The organism is Chromobacterium rhizoryzae (genome assembly GCF_020544465.1).
In the GTDB taxonomy this organism is placed as follows: Bacteria; Pseudomonadota; Gammaproteobacteria; order Burkholderiales; family Chromobacteriaceae; genus Chromobacterium.
This window is the reverse complement of record NZ_CP066126.1, coordinates 4,500,437-4,517,800: the sequence shown is the minus strand read 5'-3', so window position 1 is coordinate 4,517,800 and position 17,364 is coordinate 4,500,437. Positions and strand designations below refer to the sequence as shown.

23 protein-coding genes and 1 tRNA gene are annotated in these 17,364 nt (G+C 62.0%); 19 read left to right on the top strand and 5 right to left on the bottom strand.

Annotation, left to right across the window (positions count from 1 at the left end; translation table 11 throughout):
* Position 1: 1 nt before the first annotated feature.
* From JC616_RS20550 to JC616_RS20495, 12 genes are all read left to right on the top strand, one after another.
* Positions 2-598 carry a YmfQ family protein gene (locus JC616_RS20550; RefSeq protein ID WP_227105123.1) on the top strand — a complete coding sequence of 199 codons (597 nt, stop codon included), beginning with the start codon at positions 2-4 and terminating at the stop codon, positions 596-598.
* Positions 599-606: 8 nt separating this feature from the next.
* A complete protein-coding gene (locus tag JC616_RS20545) occupies positions 607-1,866 on the top strand; it encodes a gp53-like domain-containing protein (RefSeq protein ID WP_227105121.1) in 1,260 nt (419 codons plus the stop codon).
* A gap of 12 nt (positions 1,867-1,878) precedes the next feature.
* Positions 1,879-2,475, top strand: coding sequence for a phage tail assembly chaperone (locus JC616_RS20540; RefSeq protein WP_227105119.1), 597 nt, complete (start codon positions 1,879-1,881; stop codon positions 2,473-2,475).
* The gene (locus JC616_RS20535; protein WP_227105117.1) at positions 2,475-2,996 is read left to right on the top strand and encodes a DUF7338 family protein; all 522 of its coding nucleotides are present in this window, start codon (positions 2,475-2,477) and stop codon (positions 2,994-2,996) included. Before JC616_RS20540 ends, JC616_RS20535 begins: the two co-directional genes overlap by 1 nt.
* Before the next feature lie 73 nt (positions 2,997-3,069).
* Complete coding sequence (locus JC616_RS20530; RefSeq protein ID WP_227105115.1) at positions 3,070-3,360, top strand: hypothetical protein; 291 nt, start codon at positions 3,070-3,072, stop codon at positions 3,358-3,360.
* Positions 3,345-3,968 carry a transglycosylase SLT domain-containing protein gene (locus tag JC616_RS20525; RefSeq protein ID WP_227105113.1) on the top strand — a complete coding sequence of 208 codons (624 nt, stop codon included), beginning with the start codon at positions 3,345-3,347 and terminating at the stop codon, positions 3,966-3,968. The genes JC616_RS20530 and JC616_RS20525 overlap by 16 nt, the downstream gene beginning before the upstream one ends.
* Positions 3,968-4,264: a DUF6127 family protein gene (locus JC616_RS20520; protein ID WP_227105111.1), complete on the top strand. Its 297-nt coding sequence runs from the start codon at positions 3,968-3,970 to the stop codon at positions 4,262-4,264. Before JC616_RS20525 ends, JC616_RS20520 begins: the two co-directional genes overlap by 1 nt.
* Complete coding sequence (locus tag JC616_RS20515; protein WP_227105109.1) at positions 4,264-5,535, top strand: hypothetical protein; 1,272 nt, start codon at positions 4,264-4,266, stop codon at positions 5,533-5,535. Before JC616_RS20520 ends, JC616_RS20515 begins: the two co-directional genes overlap by 1 nt.
* 56 nt (positions 5,536-5,591) lie before the next feature.
* Positions 5,592-6,149, top strand: coding sequence for a deoxynucleotide monophosphate kinase family protein (locus JC616_RS20510; RefSeq protein ID WP_227105108.1), 558 nt, complete (start codon positions 5,592-5,594; stop codon positions 6,147-6,149).
* On the top strand, positions 6,146-6,697 hold the full coding sequence (locus JC616_RS20505; protein ID WP_227105106.1) for a hypothetical protein: 552 nt from the start codon (positions 6,146-6,148) through the stop codon (positions 6,695-6,697). Before JC616_RS20510 ends, JC616_RS20505 begins: the two co-directional genes overlap by 4 nt.
* Positions 6,698-6,840: 143 nt before the next feature.
* A complete protein-coding gene (locus JC616_RS20500; RefSeq protein ID WP_227105104.1) occupies positions 6,841-6,963 on the top strand; it encodes a Com family DNA-binding transcriptional regulator in 123 nt (40 codons plus the stop codon).
* Between the two features lie 60 nt (positions 6,964-7,023).
* Positions 7,024-7,818, top strand: a complete 795-nt coding sequence (locus JC616_RS20495) for a DNA adenine methylase (RefSeq protein ID WP_227105102.1) — start codon at positions 7,024-7,026, stop codon at positions 7,816-7,818.
* A gap of 455 nt (positions 7,819-8,273) precedes the next feature.
* Here the strand turns inward: JC616_RS20495 and JC616_RS20490 are convergent, their stop codons facing one another.
* The 4 genes from JC616_RS20490 to ispB form a co-directional block, all read right to left on the bottom strand.
* Complete coding sequence (locus JC616_RS20490) at positions 8,274-8,630, bottom strand: helix-turn-helix domain-containing protein (RefSeq protein ID WP_227105100.1); 357 nt, start codon at positions 8,628-8,630, stop codon at positions 8,274-8,276.
* 77 nt (positions 8,631-8,707) lie between these two features.
* A complete protein-coding gene (locus tag JC616_RS20485; protein ID WP_227105098.1) occupies positions 8,708-9,049 on the bottom strand; it encodes a helix-turn-helix domain-containing protein in 342 nt (113 codons plus the stop codon).
* Between the two features lie 110 nt (positions 9,050-9,159).
* A tRNA-Arg gene (locus tag JC616_RS20480) sits at positions 9,160-9,234 on the bottom strand.
* A gap of 115 nt (positions 9,235-9,349) precedes the next feature.
* Positions 9,350-10,318, bottom strand: coding sequence for an octaprenyl diphosphate synthase (ispB, locus tag JC616_RS20475; RefSeq protein ID WP_227105096.1), 969 nt, complete (start codon positions 10,316-10,318; stop codon positions 9,350-9,352).
* A gap of 191 nt (positions 10,319-10,509) precedes the next feature.
* Between ispB and rplU the strand changes: the two genes are divergently transcribed.
* The 3 genes from rplU to obgE all read left to right on the top strand — a co-directional run bounded on the left by rplU (position 10,510) and on the right by obgE (position 12,402).
* Positions 10,510-10,821, top strand: coding sequence for a 50S ribosomal protein L21 (gene rplU / locus JC616_RS20470; RefSeq protein ID WP_039753142.1), 312 nt, complete (start codon positions 10,510-10,512; stop codon positions 10,819-10,821).
* Between the two features lie 12 nt (positions 10,822-10,833).
* Positions 10,834-11,109 (top strand): 50S ribosomal protein L27, encoded by a 276-nt coding sequence (rpmA, locus tag JC616_RS20465; protein WP_019099926.1) that lies wholly within the window; start codon positions 10,834-10,836, stop codon positions 11,107-11,109.
* A 132-nt stretch (positions 11,110-11,241) separates the two neighbouring features.
* The gene (obgE, locus tag JC616_RS20460; protein ID WP_107800692.1) at positions 11,242-12,402 is read left to right on the top strand and encodes a GTPase ObgE; all 1,161 of its coding nucleotides are present in this window, start codon (positions 11,242-11,244) and stop codon (positions 12,400-12,402) included.
* A gap of 161 nt (positions 12,403-12,563) precedes the next feature.
* Here obgE and JC616_RS20455 read toward each other — a convergent pair whose 3' ends face one another.
* Positions 12,564-13,757 (bottom strand): MFS transporter, encoded by a 1,194-nt coding sequence (locus JC616_RS20455; protein ID WP_227105094.1) that lies wholly within the window; start codon positions 13,755-13,757, stop codon positions 12,564-12,566.
* Between the two features lie 141 nt (positions 13,758-13,898).
* Here JC616_RS20455 and JC616_RS20450 point away from each other — a divergent pair, with 141 nt between their 5' ends.
* From JC616_RS20450 to JC616_RS20435, 4 genes are all read left to right on the top strand, one after another.
* Positions 13,899-14,345, top strand: a complete 447-nt coding sequence (locus tag JC616_RS20450) for a winged helix-turn-helix transcriptional regulator (RefSeq protein WP_227105092.1) — start codon at positions 13,899-13,901, stop codon at positions 14,343-14,345.
* A gap of 541 nt (positions 14,346-14,886) precedes the next feature.
* On the top strand, positions 14,887-15,666 hold the full coding sequence (locus tag JC616_RS20445; RefSeq protein WP_107800689.1) for an ABC transporter substrate-binding protein: 780 nt from the start codon (positions 14,887-14,889) through the stop codon (positions 15,664-15,666).
* 286 nt (positions 15,667-15,952) lie between these two features.
* The gene (locus JC616_RS20440; protein ID WP_227105090.1) at positions 15,953-16,642 is read left to right on the top strand and encodes an ABC transporter permease; all 690 of its coding nucleotides are present in this window, start codon (positions 15,953-15,955) and stop codon (positions 16,640-16,642) included.
* Positions 16,639-17,352 carry an ABC transporter permease gene (locus JC616_RS20435; protein ID WP_107800687.1) on the top strand — a complete coding sequence of 238 codons (714 nt, stop codon included), beginning with the start codon at positions 16,639-16,641 and terminating at the stop codon, positions 17,350-17,352. Before JC616_RS20440 ends, JC616_RS20435 begins: the two co-directional genes overlap by 4 nt.
* Positions 17,353-17,364: the final 12 nt, after the last annotated feature.

The following is a 17,364-nucleotide window of genomic DNA, read 5'->3' as shown; positions in this document are numbered from 1 at the left end:
CATGCCCGCCCCCAACTACTCCGCCGCCGACTACCTGGCCGCGATGCAGAACCTGTTGCCGCAAGGCAAGGCGTGGCCGCGTGAGCCCGGCGCGGCCCAGACGCAGGCACTCTCCGGGCTGGCGCCGGTTTACGCGCGCCAGCATGCCCGGGCCAACAACCTGCTGGCGGATGCCTTTCCGGCGACCGCTTACGAGTTGCTGCCGGAATGGGAGTCCACGCTCGGGCTGCCCGATCCTGTGCTCGGCATGGCTTCGACCGTGCAGGGGCGGCGGCAGCAGGTGGTGGCCAAGCTGACGGCGGTGGGTGGCCAGTCTGCCGCCTACTACCAGTCGCTGGCCGCTGCGCTGGGCTACAGCATCACCGTCACCAACTACGCGCCGTTTCGCTGCGGGCAAAGCAGCGCCGGGCAGCCGGTCGGTTCGCAAGACTGGTGCCACACCTGGTCGGTCAATTCTGCGCTCAACACCATTATCCGTTTCTCCGCTGGCCAGTCTGGCGCCGGCGAGCCGCTCGCAAGCTGGGGTAATGCGCCGCTGCAGAGCCAGATTCAGGCCGCGGCCCCGGCGCATACCGTGGTCCAGTTCCACTATTCATGAGGTAGCGCATGTTTCAAATCGATAACTCGACCGCTGCGACCGCGCAGCCAGCTTCGACAAGCCCGGGAACCCCGGGCTTTTTTACTGATGGCAACCCGGTCAACGGCACGGCGCCGACGGTGGTGCCGGCCGAGTGGCTGAATGCGGTGATGATGGAGTTGGTCAACGTTGTGACCGGCGCCGGTCTCACTCTCAACAAGGCGGCATTCAACCAGGTGCTGACCGCGGTTAAGCGGCTGGGGCAGAAAACGGTGGTGCTGACCGATACCGGTGCCGCCAACGCCTATACCGCGACCAATTCGCCGGCGCTGGCGGCTGGTGACTTGGTTGGCGGTCTGGTGCAACAGGTCAGTATCGCGCACGCGAATACTGGCGCATCGACCTATTCGCCGGATGGTCAGGCTGCGGCACCGATCTATGGCTTGGCCCTACAGCCGCTGCAGGGCGGCGAGTTGCCCGTGGGTGGTGTCGCGGTGCTGATGCGCGCGACTATTGCGGGTGTCAACAGCGGCAACCCGATCTGGATTCTGATGGAGTGCGCCGGTGGCGCGCAGCAGGTACCGAATGCCACCCAGAGCCAGCATGCGGTGGCGCTGGGGCAGATCGCTCAAGCCATCGGCACGACCGCGCCGCAGTTCGATAGCACCTTGAAGCTGGCGACTACTGCATTCGTGCAGCGGGCCATGGGCAACCACAACAGCGTGGTGGGCCTGACGGGTAGCGCCACGCTGACGCAGGCCCAGCTGGGCTCATTCGTTGAGGTGACGGCCGGTACCGGCGTGGTGATCACCCTTTGTAGTGCCACTGGCGCCGGTGGTGGGGCGTTCCGCCTCTATAACAACACTGCAAACAGTGTGACGGTATCGGCCGCCACCGGGCAAAACATCAACGTCAACCGCACCAACGTGTCCAGCTTCACGCTATTGGCTGGAGAGGCGTGCGACATCGTGACCGATGGGGTTAGCTGGTCGGTTATCAACGGCATCGGTGCTTCCTCGCTCGCGGCCAACGGTTACCAGAAGTTGCCGAGCGGGCTGATTATCCAGTGGGGCGCGTTCACGGCAAACAATGGCACGTCGAACACAATCACGTTGCCAATTACATTTCCTACCGCAATGGTGTCCGTTTCAGCAATGACTGGTGCCAATGCTGGCACTGACTTCAATGTTCGCAGCGTTACATTTGTTTCGAAGAGCAACTCTCAATTCGTTGTGAACGTTGTGCCGGCATCTATATATGCCGGCTACTGGATGGCAATTGGCTACTGATGAGGGCTATTTATGGGTAAGTATTTCGCTGAATCAACCGGCGGTTTCTACGACTCCTCCATTCACGGAGCTCTCGCGCTGACCGTGGTCGATCCATCCTGGGTGCGTCCGACCATCAAAGAAACAGACCCGAACTGGGTGCAGCCTGCAGATGATCCCAAGGCCACCGCGCCGATGATCGATGTGCCGGATATGTCGGTGGCTGCACCGACCATCACCACCTCCAACCCGGCATGCCAGATTCCAGCCGATGCTGTGGAAATCACCGCAGAGCAGCACGCTGAGTTAATGGCTGCTCAGTCCGCGGGCAAAATCATCACCTCAGGTGCGAACGGCAACCCCATTGCCATCGACCCGCCGCCGCCATCGGCAGACCAGCTTGCTGACCAGGTGCGGGCGCAACGTGACCAGCTGCTTGGTAATACTCAGTGGCTGGTGCAGCGCCACCGCGATCAGCTGGAAATCGGCGGTGCCACTACGCTGAGCGCAGACCAGCTCAAGGAGCTGCAGACCTACCGCCAGGCGCTGCGCGATGTTCCGGCGCAAAAAGGCTTCCCGGCATCTGTCACCTGGCCGACCGTGCCGGCATTCGCGCTGGAGGTTGAATAATGCGCTGGCTCATTCTTGCTGTAATCAGCCTGTTGCTGACCGTTGTAGCGGTGATCGCCGCGCCGGTACTGATCTTCCTCGCGGACTCCGGCGGCAACCTTCCGCGCTGGCTGTCCTGGCTGCAAACCTCCGACGCCACGCTCGACGGTGACCAGTATTGGCGCGACCCGGCGGCGCACCCGACCATCAACCGGCTGCCGCGATACCTGCGCCGGTTGATCTGGATCTGGCGCAACCCCGGTGGCGGCTTCGATGAGCGGGTCGCCGGCGTCACCGTCGACCGCACCATGGCGCGCCGAGTGCGGGGCAATCCGTTGATCAGCAACCAGCCCTATGCCCCCGGCTGGTGCTGGGCGCGCGTCGGCCCGGCCTGGATGCTGTATGTGGTCTGGCCGACCCTGCCTGGCCGCTGCCTGCGCCTGTATCTCGGCTGGAAGCTGATGGGTGCCGTCCAGCACCCCGGCGAGCCCGACCGGGTGCCGATCGTGCTCACATTCAACCCCATCATGCCTCGCAACTAGGGCCGCATCTCGCGGCCCTTCGCCTTTATATCGCCCGCCGCTCGCGGGCGATTTCATTTCTGGAGGTTCCCAAATGTTCAAACGCCTGCACGACTACCGCGTCTATCTGCTGATCCTGCCGTTCACCCTCGCGCTGTTCGCAATCGACCGCGTGATTGCCGAAACCTGGCTGCAGCTGGGCCTGGCCCTGCCGGTGCTGGTCGGCGTCGCCCTGGTGCTGCGCAAGTCGCTGTTCCACGTCGATGTTTCCCAAGCTGGCGACATCGCGCTGCATTCTCCGGTCGGTGCCGCGCTCGTGGTGCTGGCCGACCGGCTGTTCATGGCGGCGGTGCTGATCGGCGGTGTGCTGTGGCTGCGGGGCTGAGCGCCGGCGCGCTGGCCCTGCTGCCGCTGCTGGCGGCGTCCATCGGGCAATACTGGCCGGACATGCCGGCGCGCTCGGTGCTGGCGGCGCAGGTCGAGCAGGAAAGCGGCTGGCGCGTCAATGCCAAGCTGCACACCTCCCGCGAGCTAGGCGCCGGACTGGGGCAGTTCACCAAGGCATTCAACAAGGATGGCAGCGTTCGCTTCGATGCCATCGGCGAGATGACTGCCGCCCACCCGGAAGCGCTGCGCGGCTGGTCCTGGGCAAATGCCTACGCTCCGCACTACCAGCTGCCGGCCGTAGTGCTGAAAAACCGCGATGCCTACCGCCTGATCAAGTGGGCGTCTACCGACTACGACCGGCTGGCGATGATGGACGCCTCGCACAACTCGGGGCTGGGTTCCGTGATTAAGCGCCGGCGCAAGTGCGCCAATACGCGTGGCTGCGACCCGGGCCGCTGGTTCGGCCACCTCGAGCGCAGCAGCACGCAGTCGAAGGTGCGCCACGCCGGCTACGGTCAGTCGTTCGCCGACATCACCAACACCCACGTGCGCAACGTAATGATCGTGCGCCGACCGAAGTACCAAGCCTATTTCAGGGAAAAATAATGACTGCACCGAAATGCGCTGCAGACGACCGCGTCATCCTGCCGCTCGATGAGTTCAAAGAGCTTATGCGTTCGGCAGCCGAGGAAGGGGCAAACCAGGCGCTCGCCAAGCTCGGACTGGGAGACAAGGACGCCGCCGAAGAACTGCGCGAAGCGCGCAACCTGGTAAGAACGCTCGCCGGCGTGCGCAAGCAGATGCTGACCACGGCCACCATCGCAATCACGATGCTCGTGATTGGTATTTTTGGTGGCGGCCTGTTGGAGTGGGCCAAGAAGGCGCTGACGGGAGGGCATTGATGGCGACCAAAATTGAAACAGCAGATTTTGTGGCAGCCTGGGTTGAGCTCGGCAGCCCCTCTAAAGTGGCCAAGCGCCTCAGCATTACCGAGCGCGCCGTGCACGACCGTGCAGCCCGGCTGCGCGCCAAGGGCTACGAGCTGAATTGCGACGATCCGCGTTCGCCGAATCGGGGTGCCGCAGCTGCGGCCAAGCCGCCCAGTCACACAGTCGAGCAGTCCACCCAATTGCCTGACCCTGAGGTCAAGGCGCTTCGGGCGCAGTTGGCGGCCATGAAGGGCAACGAACTCGACGCCGAGTATGTGAAGCGCAAGATCATCGGGCTGTCGCGGGCGCCAGTTGAGCCGCCTGATTGGCTGGTGCGGCGTGGGTTCGATGGCAAGGTGCTCGGGGTTCCTACGCTGTTCGCCTCCGATTGGCACTGGGCCGAGGTAGTCGATCCGCAGCAGATCAACGGCGTGAACGAGTACAACCTCGCGATCGCGCACCGGCGCGCCCGTCGCATGATCGAGAAGACCGTGATGCTGTTGCGCGATTGTTTTGCTGGGGCCAAGTACCCGGGGATCGTGTTCGCGCTCGGCGGCGACATGGTATCGGGCGACATCCACGACGAACTCGCCGTCAGCAACGAGGTCGACATCATGCCCTGCGTGATTGACCTGATCGGCGTGCTCGCCTGGTGCATCCGCGCTCTGGCCGATGAGTTCGGGCAGGTATTCGTGCCGTGTGTGTCCGGCAACCACGGCCGCAACACGCAAAAAATCCGCGCCAAGGGCCGAAACCATACCTCGTTCGACTGGCTCGCCTACTGCATGCTGGCGCGCGAGTTCGACGGTGACCCGCGCGTTCACTTCTTGATCCCTGATGGCCCGGACGCCTACTACCGCGTTTACGGCACCCGCTATCTCCTGACGCACGGCGACCAGTTCCGCGGCGGCGACGGCATGATCGGTGCGCTCGGCCCGATCATCCGTGGCGACCACAAGAAGCGCTCTCGCGCTGGCCAGGTCGACATGGCCTACGACGTGCTGCTACTCGGCCACTGGCACCAGTTGATCCAGTTGCAGCGGTTGATCGTCAACGGCTCGCTCAAGGGCTACGACGAGTACGCCTACAGCAACAACTTCGGCTTTGAGCGCGCGCGCCAGGCGTTGTGGATCACCCATCCCGAGCATGGCATCACGTTTTCCATGGCAGTGAACGTCGACGACGACAGTGAGCGTGGCGGCGGTGCCGCTTCCGAATGGGTGAGCTTGCAGAAAGCCGCTTGATTGGATCGCGTTATAACCCAGCCCCGCTTCGGCGGGGCTTTTCTATGGAGCTGCGTATGCCGCAACTTCCCAATCTCCTGGCGCTCTGTGGTGCGGCCGGCGCCGGCAAGTCCACCATCGCCGCCGAACTGGTCGAGCGCCACGGTTACACCGTGATCAAGTTCGCCGGCCCGCTTAAATCCATGATGCGTGCCCTCGGCCTGTCTGAGGACGAGATCGAAGGGCGCCTCAAGGAGGTGCCGTGCGAGTTGCTGGGCGGCGCCACGCCGCGGCATGCGATGCAGACGCTCGGTACCGAATGGGGCCGCCAGCTGATCCACGCCGACTTGTGGGTGAGCGCGTGGCGGCGCGCCGTTCAGCGGGTGCTTGAATCCGGTGGGCGCGTGGTGGTCGATGACTGCCGGTTTATCAACGAGCTGGGCGCGGTTCTGGAAATGAATGGCGCGGTCGTGCGCTTGGAGCGTGCCGGCTCTGGCACGGCCAGCGTACACAGTTCCGAAACCGGCCTGTCTGGCATCGAGTTGCCGACCGTGACCAACGACGCCGTGCCGGCTCTGGTGGCGGCGCGCGTCCTATCGGTGAAGCGCTGGGGCGTGCCGGGAGGGGCGAAATGATCGATCTGCTCAAGCCGTACTTGGCGCTTATCCGTGCAACCTTGATCGTTGCGGCGCTGGTGGTGGCCTTCGCGGGTGGTTGGCATTTTTCTAGCCTGGAGAGCGAGGCCGGCCGGCTGAAACTGCAAAACGCGGCCGTCGCCGAAGCGCTGCAGCTCGAGCGGCGCGCAGCTTCCCTCGGTGCCGTGCTGGCGCAGGGAGAGCAGCACCGCGCCGTCGCGCGCGAGGTGAGAACCCAAACCGTTACCAAGGAGATCGTGCGATATGTTGAAAGGGAAAAAGCCCGCGCTGCTGCTGGCCAGCCTGTCGTTGTGCTCGATGCTGACTGGGTGCGCGGGCACGACCTCGCTGCCGCCCCGCCCGATCTTGTCGACGCCGGCGCCGTTCCTGCTGGAGGAGCCGGGACAGCTACTGCCGGTGAAGCGCTCGAAGCCGTCAGCGACAACTACGACCAGTGCTACCGCTGGCGCGACCAAGTGATCGGCTGGCAGAGCTGGTGGCGCGTGCAGCCGCATGATCAAGAGGTGCCGGTACTAACGAAGAACTGAGAGAAGGACGCGACCGGCCCGGGTGTTAGCGCACCTGGGCCGGTCATCTCCGCCCGCAGATGTGCCCTGCGAGCCTTGACCAAGGCTTCCCCACCTGTCGACAGGCATGGGGAGACTATCACAAAACGTGAAAGGCTCGACAGATGACCGAAATACGCTGCGGCTGTTGCCGCAAGAAACTGGCCGAGGGCGAATACATCGCCCTGTCCATTAAATGCCCGCGCTGCAGGACGCTGAACCATTACGGCCAGCGGCAGCCTGGGTAATCCCCTTGAAGGCCATGAGCCTCCGAACCTGAGCCCCGCGAGGGCCATCTGGAGAACCTCATGGCTTCGCCCATCATCCCCTGGATCGGCGGCAAGCGTCGACTTGCCGATCGCATCCTGCCCCTGTTCCCTCCCCATGACTGCTACGTCGAAGTGTTCGCCGGCGGCGCCGCGCTGTTTTTCTTGCGCCAAGTGCCCGCCAAGTGCGAGGTGATCAACGACATCAACGGCGAGCTCGTCAATCTCTATCGCGTTGTGCAGCACCACCTCGAAGAGTTCGTGAGGCAGTTCAAATGGGCGCTATCGAGCCGGCAGGTGTTCGAGTGGATGCAATGCACTCGCCCGGAAACCCTCACTGACATTCAGCGCGCAGCCAGATTTTTCTACCTGCAGCACCATGCGTTCGGCGGCAAAGTGGAGGGCCAGAGCTTCGGCACCGCCACCACCACGCCCACCGTCAACCTGCTGCGCCTGGAGGAGAATCTATCCGCGGCTCACCTGCGCCTTACCGGCGTCACGATCGAGCACGAAAGTTGGAGCGACTGCATTCAGCGTTATGACCGGCCGCACACGTTTTTCTATTGCGATCCACCGTACTGGCAGACCGAGGGTTACGGCGTTCCATTCCCGTTTGAGGAGTACGAGCGCATGGCCGCCATTATGCGTGCCAGCCAAGGCCGGATCATGGTCAGCATCAACGACCATCCGGACATCCGGCGTGCGTTCGATGGCCTGGACATGCTTGAGCTCGATATCAAGTACACGGTGGGCAACCAGCGCAATGGCGGCGCGGCTGCAGCTGGCGAGTTGGTGATTGCAAACTGGGAGATTGGCGCGTGTGGTGGTTTGTTCTGATCTTGTCGTGGTTGATCCGCTGGCGGCCATGAGTTTGGCTGCATCGGAAAAGGGCGTGCAAACGTATTGATCTCAAAAAGAAGTCCCCCGGCGCGATGCCGGGGGACTTTGCTGTCTTTCCATGAACTCTCGACCGGTTAGGTTATGCACCTGACTGGATGTGCCATGTCGGATTCAAACCGGATCGCCCCGCCGACTACTTGTAGGAAGTAGAGCGTTAATTCTCCGTTCAGAGTGGCGCCGGTAGTTCTGTCGGCGATCAGCGCACACTGCCCGTCGAGCACGCTAATGAGGTTCTGCATTGTTTCGCTGGTTGATCCGCCGATCAGCGGATTCAGGCTATTGGCGACGTTTCGGGGTAATTGAGATAGCGGCATTTTTGTTCGTCTTTTGCTGTATGACGGATACAGCTTAGCGCGCTGGACAAGATGCCGCACAAGTGCCGGCCTAAAGTTTTACTGGCCTTTTTTGGCGAATTCCTTGGCCGTCATTAGCAAAACAGTGAGCTGGTAGTTGGAAAGCTGTGGCACGAGTGTGCGCAGTTCTTGGACGATTTCGTCGCGAGTTTCGGAGCGATCACCGTGCACCAGGTGATCGACAGTCACATCTAAAAATGTCGCTAAGCTTGCCAAGTGATTGTTTCTAGGCATTGTAGTTTTGAGCCAACCGTAGACAGTCGGTTCCGTCACCGTGCAAGCAATTGCTATTTCTTCTACGGTGACGCCGCGCCTTTCTTTTAGGCGCCGTACCCGTTCTGCAAACGTCTCCACCGGTGAAGGGTAAGAAAGAATGTCGGTGCAGGCAAGGCGCAAACTATAGGTTCTACTAAAGTTTTCTTTATATGCCGATGTAACGTGGTTACAACACTAGCATTAATGACAATTGACAGTCATTTAGGATTTCTAAATGACAAAATCAAACGGAAAATCTCCGCGATCTCTTCGTCGCTTTTGTCAGCAAGCTGGCGTGCAAGGTCTTCCTTGGACTCTGCTGCTATGTAGGTGTTCTCAGGGGCCGGCACGGGCTCTCTGGGGCCTGTGCCGGTTTCGAGCCATTGGGGATTCACGGAGAGAGCTCTGGCGATATCGACGAGCTTCGTTGTAGCACGACTCCGGCCCGTTTCGATGTCGGTGATGGTGGTGGCTCCCACGCCGGCTTTGCGTGCCAGGACTTCTTGCGTCCAGCCGCGTTTTTCCCGCTCGGCCTTTATTCTGGTCCCTAAGGTGCGCATGGCCGGATTGTGCGGGATTGGTTGCTCGGAAGGGCGAGGCTTGAGCTGTGCATTCCGTGTGTTAGGCAACAAAAAACCGCCCGAAGGCGGTTGAAGGATTGCATATCAAGTGGCGCTCCCGACAGGAATCGAACCTGTATCTGCCGCTTAGGAGGCGGCCGTTCTATCCGTTGAACTACGGTAGCGGTGCTATAGAAGTGCTACTTGATTTTTTATGCCAATCATAACGGCATGTATTTACTACAAAATCTTATCCAGTCAATCCCTTTAACTACGGAGACGCTTAGAAAAACTGCTGGGTCAGGCGCTGCGGTCCACCGACAGGCGGGCCAATTCCACCAAGGCCTGACGGGTGTCCGATTCCGGAATCGGCGCCAGCGCGGCCACGGCCTGTTCGGCCACCTTGACCGCTTCCGCCCGGGCGTAGTCCAGCGCGCCGCAGGATTGTACCGCAGCCAGCACGTCCTGGAAACGATCGCGGCTGGCGTGTTCCAGCGCGTCGCGCACGGTGGCGGAGGCTTCCGGGCCGCCGTTGCGCATGGTGTAGATCAAGGGCAGGGTCGGCTTGCCTTCGGCCAGATCGTCGCCCAGGCTCTTGCCTATGGTGTCGGCGTCGCCGCTGTAATCCAGCACGTCGTCGATGATCTGGAAAGCGGTGCCCAGGTACATGCCGTATTCGGCCATCGCCTGCGCCTGTTCGGCGCTGGCGCCGGCGCTGAGCGCGCCCACGCGGGCGGAGGCTTCAAACAGCTTGGCGGTCTTGTACTTGATCACGCGCAGGTATTCGTCTTCGGTGACGTCGGTGTTGCCGATATTGAGCAGCTGCAGCACCTCGCCCTCGGCGATGATGTTGGTGGCTTCCGCCATCACCGCCAGGATGTCCATATTGCGGGTGGTCACCATCATCTGGAAGGCGCGGGTGTAGAGGAAGTCCCCCACCAGCACGCTGGCGGCGTTGCCGAACAGCGCATTGGCGGTTTCGCGGCCGCGGCGCAGGTCGGATTCGTCCACCACGTCGTCGTGCAGCAAGGTGGCGGTGTGGATGAATTCGATCATCGCCGCCAGCTCGTGCAATTGTTCGCCGTTGTGACCCAGCGCGCGGCCGGACAGCAGCGTCAACACCGGGCGCAGGCGTTTGCCGCCGGCGGAAATGATGTATTCCGCTACCTGGCGGATCAGGACGACGTCGGAGTGCAGCCGGGCGCGGATGACGCGGTCTACGGCCTGCATGTCGTCGGCTATCAGTGTACGGAAAAGCGGGGTGGACACGATTTCAACCAGTTATTTGAGATGGGTACGCCAAAGGCTGGAATGTTACCAGAAAAGCCCCTCCAGCCGCCACGGGGCGTACTCCTTAGGACTAAGTCGATGAAATCATTGACAAGTTGACGGGGTGTCCGTATAGTTTCGCGTTCTCCCGCAATAGGCGGCGAGATTTTTATATTCAGGAGCTCATGCGAATGTATGCGGTCATAAAAACCGGCGGCAAGCAGTACAAAGTTGTCGTTGGTGAAAAACTCAAAGTAGAACAGATACCTGCAGACGTCGACAGCCAGATCGTACTTGAAGAAGTGCTGATGATTGCTGACGGTGAACAGGTTGTTGTAGGCGCCCCGATGATTGCCGGCGCCACTGTTAAGGCCACCGTTGTTTCCCACGGTCGTGGCGACAAGATCCGCATCTTCAAGATGCGTCGTCGCAAGCACTACCAGAAACATCAGGGTCATCGTCAAAACTTCACCGAAATCCGCATCGACGCGATTTCGAAGTAAGGATAAACAGTCATGGCACACAAAAAAGCAGGCGGTAGCTCCCGCAACGGTCGTGACTCCGAAGCCAAACGCCTGGGCGTTAAGGTTTACGGCAGCGAACTGATTCCGGCAGGTTCCATTATCGTGCGTCAGCGCGGCACCCGCTTCCACGCAGGTGAAAACGTTGGTCAGGGCAAGGATCACACCTTGTTCGCCAAGGTTGACGGTTACGTTGAATTCACCATTAAAGGTGCAATGAAGCGCAAGATCGTTAATGTGGTTCCGTACACCGGCGTAGACGGCGAATAATTTTTCGCTTTCTAGTGACCGAGAAAGCCCTATCCTGCGATAGGGCTTTTTTCATACCCTGAGGGGCAAGGCGTGAGGGTGGCCGCGAGTCCATCCTGACCCCTGACTCCTCGCAAGACAGAGGTTGAAAACATGAAATTTATCGATGAAGCCCGCATTGAAGTATTCGCGGGACGCGGCGGCAACGGCGTGGCCAGTTTCCGTCGCGAGAAGTTCGTGCCCTTCGGCGGCCCGGACGGCGGCGACGGCGGCAAGGGCGGCAGCGTGTACGCGGTGGCGGACGAGAACGTCAACACCCTGGTGGAGTTCCGCTTCGTCAAGAAATACCTGGCCGAACACGGCGAGCGCGGCCGCGGCGCCGATTGCTACGGCAAGGGCGGCGACGACATCGACCTGAAAATGCCGGTGGGCACGGTGATCACCGACCACGACACCGGCGAGCTGGTGGCGGACCTGACCCATCACGGCCAGCGCATCATGATTGCGCGCGGCGGCAAGGGCGGCCTGGGCAACATCCATTTCAAATCCTCCACCAACCGCGCGCCGCGTCAATGCACGCCGGGCGAGCAGGGCGAGCAGCGCACGCTGAAGCTGGAGCTGAAAGTACTGGCCGACGTGGGCCTGCTGGGCATGCCCAACGCCGGCAAGTCCACCTTCATCCGCGCGGTGTCGGCGGCGCGTCCCAAGGTGGCGGATTATCCGTTCACCACGCTGCACCCCAATCTGGGCGTGGTGCGCATGGACGATACCCGCAGTTTCGTGATCGCCGATATTCCCGGCCTGATCGAAGGCGCGGCGGAAGGCGCCGGCCTGGGCCACCGCTTCCTCAAGCATTTGCAGCGCACCGGCTTGTTGCTGCACGTGGTGGACGTGGCGCCGTTCGATCCCGACGTGGATCCGGTGCGCGAGGCGCGCGCCATCGTCGAGGAACTGAAGAAGTACGACGACGAACTGCACGGCAAGCCGCGCTGGCTGGTGTTGAACAAGGTGGACATGCTGCCGCCGGACGAACGCGAGCTGACGGTGTCCGCCTTCCTCAAGGCCTACGGCTGGCCGGAAGAGCAGCCGGACGACCGTTTCGGCTTCGATCTCAAGGCGCCGCGCGTGTTCAGCATTTCCGCGCTGAACCATGAAGGCACCCGCGAGCTGACCTTCGCCATCATGTCCTATCTGGACGTGGTGCGCGCCGAACAGCGCAAGCAGGTGGAAGAGGCGCAGCAGCAAGCCGCCGCCGCGCGTCAGACCATGATTACTCCGGATGCGGCGATGCATCAGGACACGACGGAAGAATAAGCGCCTGTTTACGATCTGCTGGGCGTCGAGAGATGTGACGCGGTGAGTGCGTTTTCGCCTTGTCTCGTTCTAACCCGCTAGACTTTGGGTGGGTTCTTTCATCCAGGCGCCGGCATCCACGGCAAGCAAGAAGGCCAGTCTCGCGACTGGCCTTTTTCATTTCAGTCCGCCGCCGCGGGGGTGACGCCGCGCGTCGCCCACCAGAACAGCAGGGCCAGCAGGCTGACGGCGGCGCCCAGCAAACACACGGCTTGCCAGCCGGCATGGGCGTAGGCCGCCGTTGCGCCGATGGCGCCCAGCCCGCTGCCAACGGCGTAGAACAGCATGTAAAGGCCCACCAGCCGGCTATGGGCTGCTGGCCGGGCGCGGAAAATCAGGCTCTGGTTGGTGACGTGCAGCGCCTGGCCGCCCAGGTCCAGCAGCACGATGCCGATCAGCAGCGCGCCCAGCGACTGCCGCATCAGCGACAGCGGCCACCAGGCCAGCAGCAATAAAGCCAGCGCCGCCGCGCTGGTGCGCTGGCCATGCCCGCCGTCGGCCCAGCGTCCGGCGCGGGCGGCGGCCAGCGCGCCTATCGCGCCCGCCAGGCCGAAGGCGCCGATGGCGGTGCGGGAGTAGCCGTGGGGCGGCGCGCTCAAAGGCAGCGCCAGCGCGCTCCAGAAGACGTTGAAGGCGGCGAACATCAGCAGCGCCAGCATGCCGCGCGCTTGCAGCGTTTTTTCCCGCCGCAGCAAGTCCAGCATGGAGGCCAGCAGCGCCGGGTAGCGCATCGCGTTCGCGACGACGGGGAGAGGCGGCAAGCGCCGCCACAGCGGCAGCGCAATCGCCAGCATCAGCCCGGCGGCGGCGAGGTAGACGCCGCGCCAGCCGGCCAGGTCGCTGACGGCGCCGGAGAACGCCCGCGCCAGCAGCAGGCCGATGAAGACGCCGCTTTGCGCCGCGCCGACGACGCGCCCTTGCTCATGCGGCGCGGCGGCGCTGGCCGCGTAGGCGATCAGCCCCTGCGTCATCGCCGTGCCCAGCAGTCCGACCGCGAGCATGCCGGCCAGCAGCGCCGGGGTGGAGCGCGCCATGGCCACCGCCGTCAGCGCGGCGGCCAGCGCCAGCAGTTGCGCCGCCATCAGGCGGCGGCGCTCCAGCAGATCGCCCAGCGGCACCAGCAGCAGCAGGGCCAGCGCGCAGCCTATCTGGGTGGAGGTGATCACGCCGCCCACCGCCGCCTGGCGGATGGAAAAGTCCCGGGCCAGCGCGTCCAGCAGGGGTTGAGCGTAATAGACGTTGGCCACGCTCAGGCCGCTGGCGACGGCGAACAGCCATACCAGGCCGGCGGGCGTGTTCGCTGGCTTGTGTTTCATGAGGGGCGATGGGGCGTGCCTGGCGTTCATGGTTCCGAGTCCGTTCAATCTGGTTGCAAAATGAAACCGATTGAATGCTAGGGCAGGTAGTTTTAAAATGCAACTGATTGATCCCGCCGCCGCAGAACCCAAGGAGAGCCCATGACGCGCCACAACACCATGAATCAGGAGCCATGTCCGGTGGCGCGCAGCGTCGACGTGATCGGGGATCGCTGGTCCTTGTTGATCGTGCGCGACGCCTTCGACGGCGTGCGCCGCTTCGGCGATTTCCAGCGCGGCCTGGGCATGGCCCGCAACATCCTGTCCGACCGGCTGCGCAAGCTGGTGGACGCCGAGGTGCTCGCCACCCAGGCGGCCTCGGACGGCTCCGCTTACCAGGAGTATGTGTTGACGGCCAAGGGGGAAAGCCTGTTCGCGGTGGTGCTGGCCTTGCGCCAGTGGGGCGAAGGGCATTTGTTCGAGGCGGGCGAAGGCCATTCGCTGTTGATAGACAAGCGGACCGGCCAGCCCGTGCCCTTGATGTCGCCCAGGGACGCGGACGGCGTCGAACTGGCGCCCGAGGCCACCGAGGTGCGCAAGCTGGCCTGAGCCGATCAGCCGAGACAAAGACGGAGCCGCCGGGCAGCCATGCGCTGAGCCGGCGCTTGTTCCTTCCCGCATTCTTCAGGGCTGCGGCCCATTACCCTTCCCGCGTTCTTCCCGGTCCGCCTTGTCCTTGTCTGCCATTTGAACAGCCCCTTCGGCGAAGGGAAGTAGATTGTTCATATGAAGACTTTTTCATTTGCAGGTACACCCATTCCGATACCAAGCGTTACTTGAGTGGGTGTCTGGATGTTGTATTTTGTCCTCAACAAGCCGCAAATTCGCCCTGGCGCTGAAATACCAAGTCATTAATTTTCCATGACGGCATGACGTAAGCTTAGATAAGAGCGGCGTGGGCGGCGGGCGGCGGAGACGGTATAGACAAATTGCTCTATTTATATAACATGAAGCGCTCAGCCCCCACGGGGGCGATGCCGGATCAGAGGGCGAAAAGCCCCGTGCGCTTTAACTTGTGAAATGCATATGCCCGGCTGTCGGCTCGGGATTTTCACCGTTGGCTGTAGATGAAGTCTATGAGGAGAAGCAAATGAAGAAAGCATTGGCTGTGATGGCTTTGGGTCTGATGACCGCGTCTATCGGCGCATGGGCCAAGGATTGGAAGGAAGTCCGCTTCGGGGTGGACGCCAGTTACGCGCCGTTTGAATCCAAGGCGCCCAACGGCCAGCTGGTGGGCTTCGACATCGATCTGGGCAATGAAATCTGTAAACGCCTGAAAGCCAAGTGCGTGTGGGTGGAAAACGATTTCGACGGCATGATCCCGGCTTTGAAAGCCAAGAAGTTCGACGGCGTGCTGTCCTCGATGTCGGTGACCGAAGCCCGGATGAAGGAAATCAGCTTCTCCGCCAAATTGTTCAACACGCCTACCCGCATGGTGGCCAAGACCGGTTCCGGCCTGATGCCGACTCCGGCTTCGCTGAAGGGCAAGCGCGTGGGCGTGGAGCAAGGCACCATCCAGGAAGCCTACGCCAAGAAACACTGGGCGCCGGCCGGCGTGGAAGTGGTGCCTTATCAGAACCAGACCCAAGTGCTGTCCGACCTGGGGGCCGGCCGTCTGGACGCCTCGTTGCAAGACGCGGTGCAGGCGGACGAAGGCTTCCTGAAGAAGCCGGAAGGCAAGGGCTTCGCCTTTGCCGGCAAAGAGCTGGTTGACCCGCAGACCCTGGGCGAAGGCGCCGCCATCGGCTTGCGCAAGGAAGACAAGGAACTGAAGGCCGATATCGACAAGGCCATCGCCGGCATGCTCAAAGACGGCACCTACAAGAAGCTTGAAAAGAAATACTTCAACTTCGACGTTTACGGCAAGTAAACGGCAAGGGCCCGTTCAAGCATGCAAGGCCGTCGCGCGGCAGGCTTTGAACGGGCCCTAAGAGTGTGTTTACGATCTTGCGAGCCAGAGTCCTCATCGCCTAAGGCGTCCACGACGCGCCGCGGATCGTAAACATGTTCTAAGCCGCAAGCCGCCGACAAAACCGCTGCATTGGAACCCGCAGCGCCTCCGTGGCCGGAGTGGGCCATCCGTTTTGTCGGCGGCTCGTCTTTTGCGCAAGTCAGGGCCGGTTCGGCGCGCGCCGCCGCCCTGAAAGGGGAAGAGCATGTTTTTGCATGGATTCGGTTCCATTATCTGGGACGGCACGCTGGTGACGCTGGAGTTGGCGGTGTTGTCATTGTTGCTGGCCTTCCTCATCGGCCTTATCGGGGCCGGGGCCAAGCTGTCCAGCAATCCCTTGCTGAGCGGCGTGTCCACCTTGTACACCACGCTGATTCGCGGCGTGCCGGATCTGGTGCTGATGCTGCTGATTTTTTACAGCCTGCAGATCGGCATCAATCATCTGACCGAATGGCAGGGCATGGAACGGATTGACCTCAATCCCTTCGTGTCCGGCGTGGTGACCCTGGGCTTCATCTACGGCGCTTATTTCACCGAAACGCTGCGCGGCGCCTTCATCTCCGTGCCCAAGGGCCAGCTGGAAGCCGGCACCGCTTACGGCATGAGCCATTGGCAGGTGTTTTCCCGCGTCCAGTTCCCGCAGATGATGCGTTTCGCGCTGCCGGGCATTTCCAATAACTGGCAGGTGATGCTGAAAGCCACCGCCCTGGTGTCCATCATCGGCCTGACCGACGTGGTCAAAGTGTCGATAGACGCCGGCAAGAGCACTTACAAAGTGTTCTTCTTCACTCTGGTGGCCGGGACGATCTATCTGCTGCTCACCACGGTGTCCAACTTCGTGTTGATGTGGCTGGAACGCCGTTATTCCATGGGCGTGCGGGAGGCCGAGCTATGATAGACATCATTCAGCAATACTGGCGTCCCTTCCTGTGGTCGGACGGCTACCATTTGTCCGGCCTCGCCGTCACCATGTGGCTGCTGGTGCTGTCCATCGCCTTCGGCTTCATCGTGTCCATCCCGCTGGCGGTGGCGCGGGTGTCCAAGGTCAAATGGCTGGCGCGCAGCGTCTGGTTTTACACCTATGTGTTCCGCGGCACGCCGCTCTACGTGCAGCTGCTGTTCTTCTACACCGGCATGTACAGCCTGGACGTGGTGCGGGAAGTGGGCTTCCTCAACCACTTTTTCCGGGAAGGCTACAACTGCACCATCCTGGCGTTCGCGCTCAACACCTGCGCTTACACCACCGAGATCTTCGCCGGCGCGATCAAGGCCACCCCTTACGGCGAAATCGAGGCCGGGCGCGCCTACGGCATGAGCAAGTTCACTCTTTACCGAAGAGTGATCATCCCGTCTGCGCTGCGCCGCGCGCTGCCGGCGTACAGCAATGAAGTGATCCTGATGCTGCACGCCACCACCGTGGCCTTCACCGCCACCGTGCCGGACATTCTGAAAGTGGCGCGCGACGTCAACGCCGCCACCTATGACTCCTTCAACGCCTTCGGCCTGGCCGCCTTGATCTATCTGGGCGTCACCTTCATCCTGGTGGGCCTGTTCCGCAAGGCCGAGACCAGATGGCTGGCTTATTTGCAGCCGGCGAAAACCTGAGAAACGGACTAG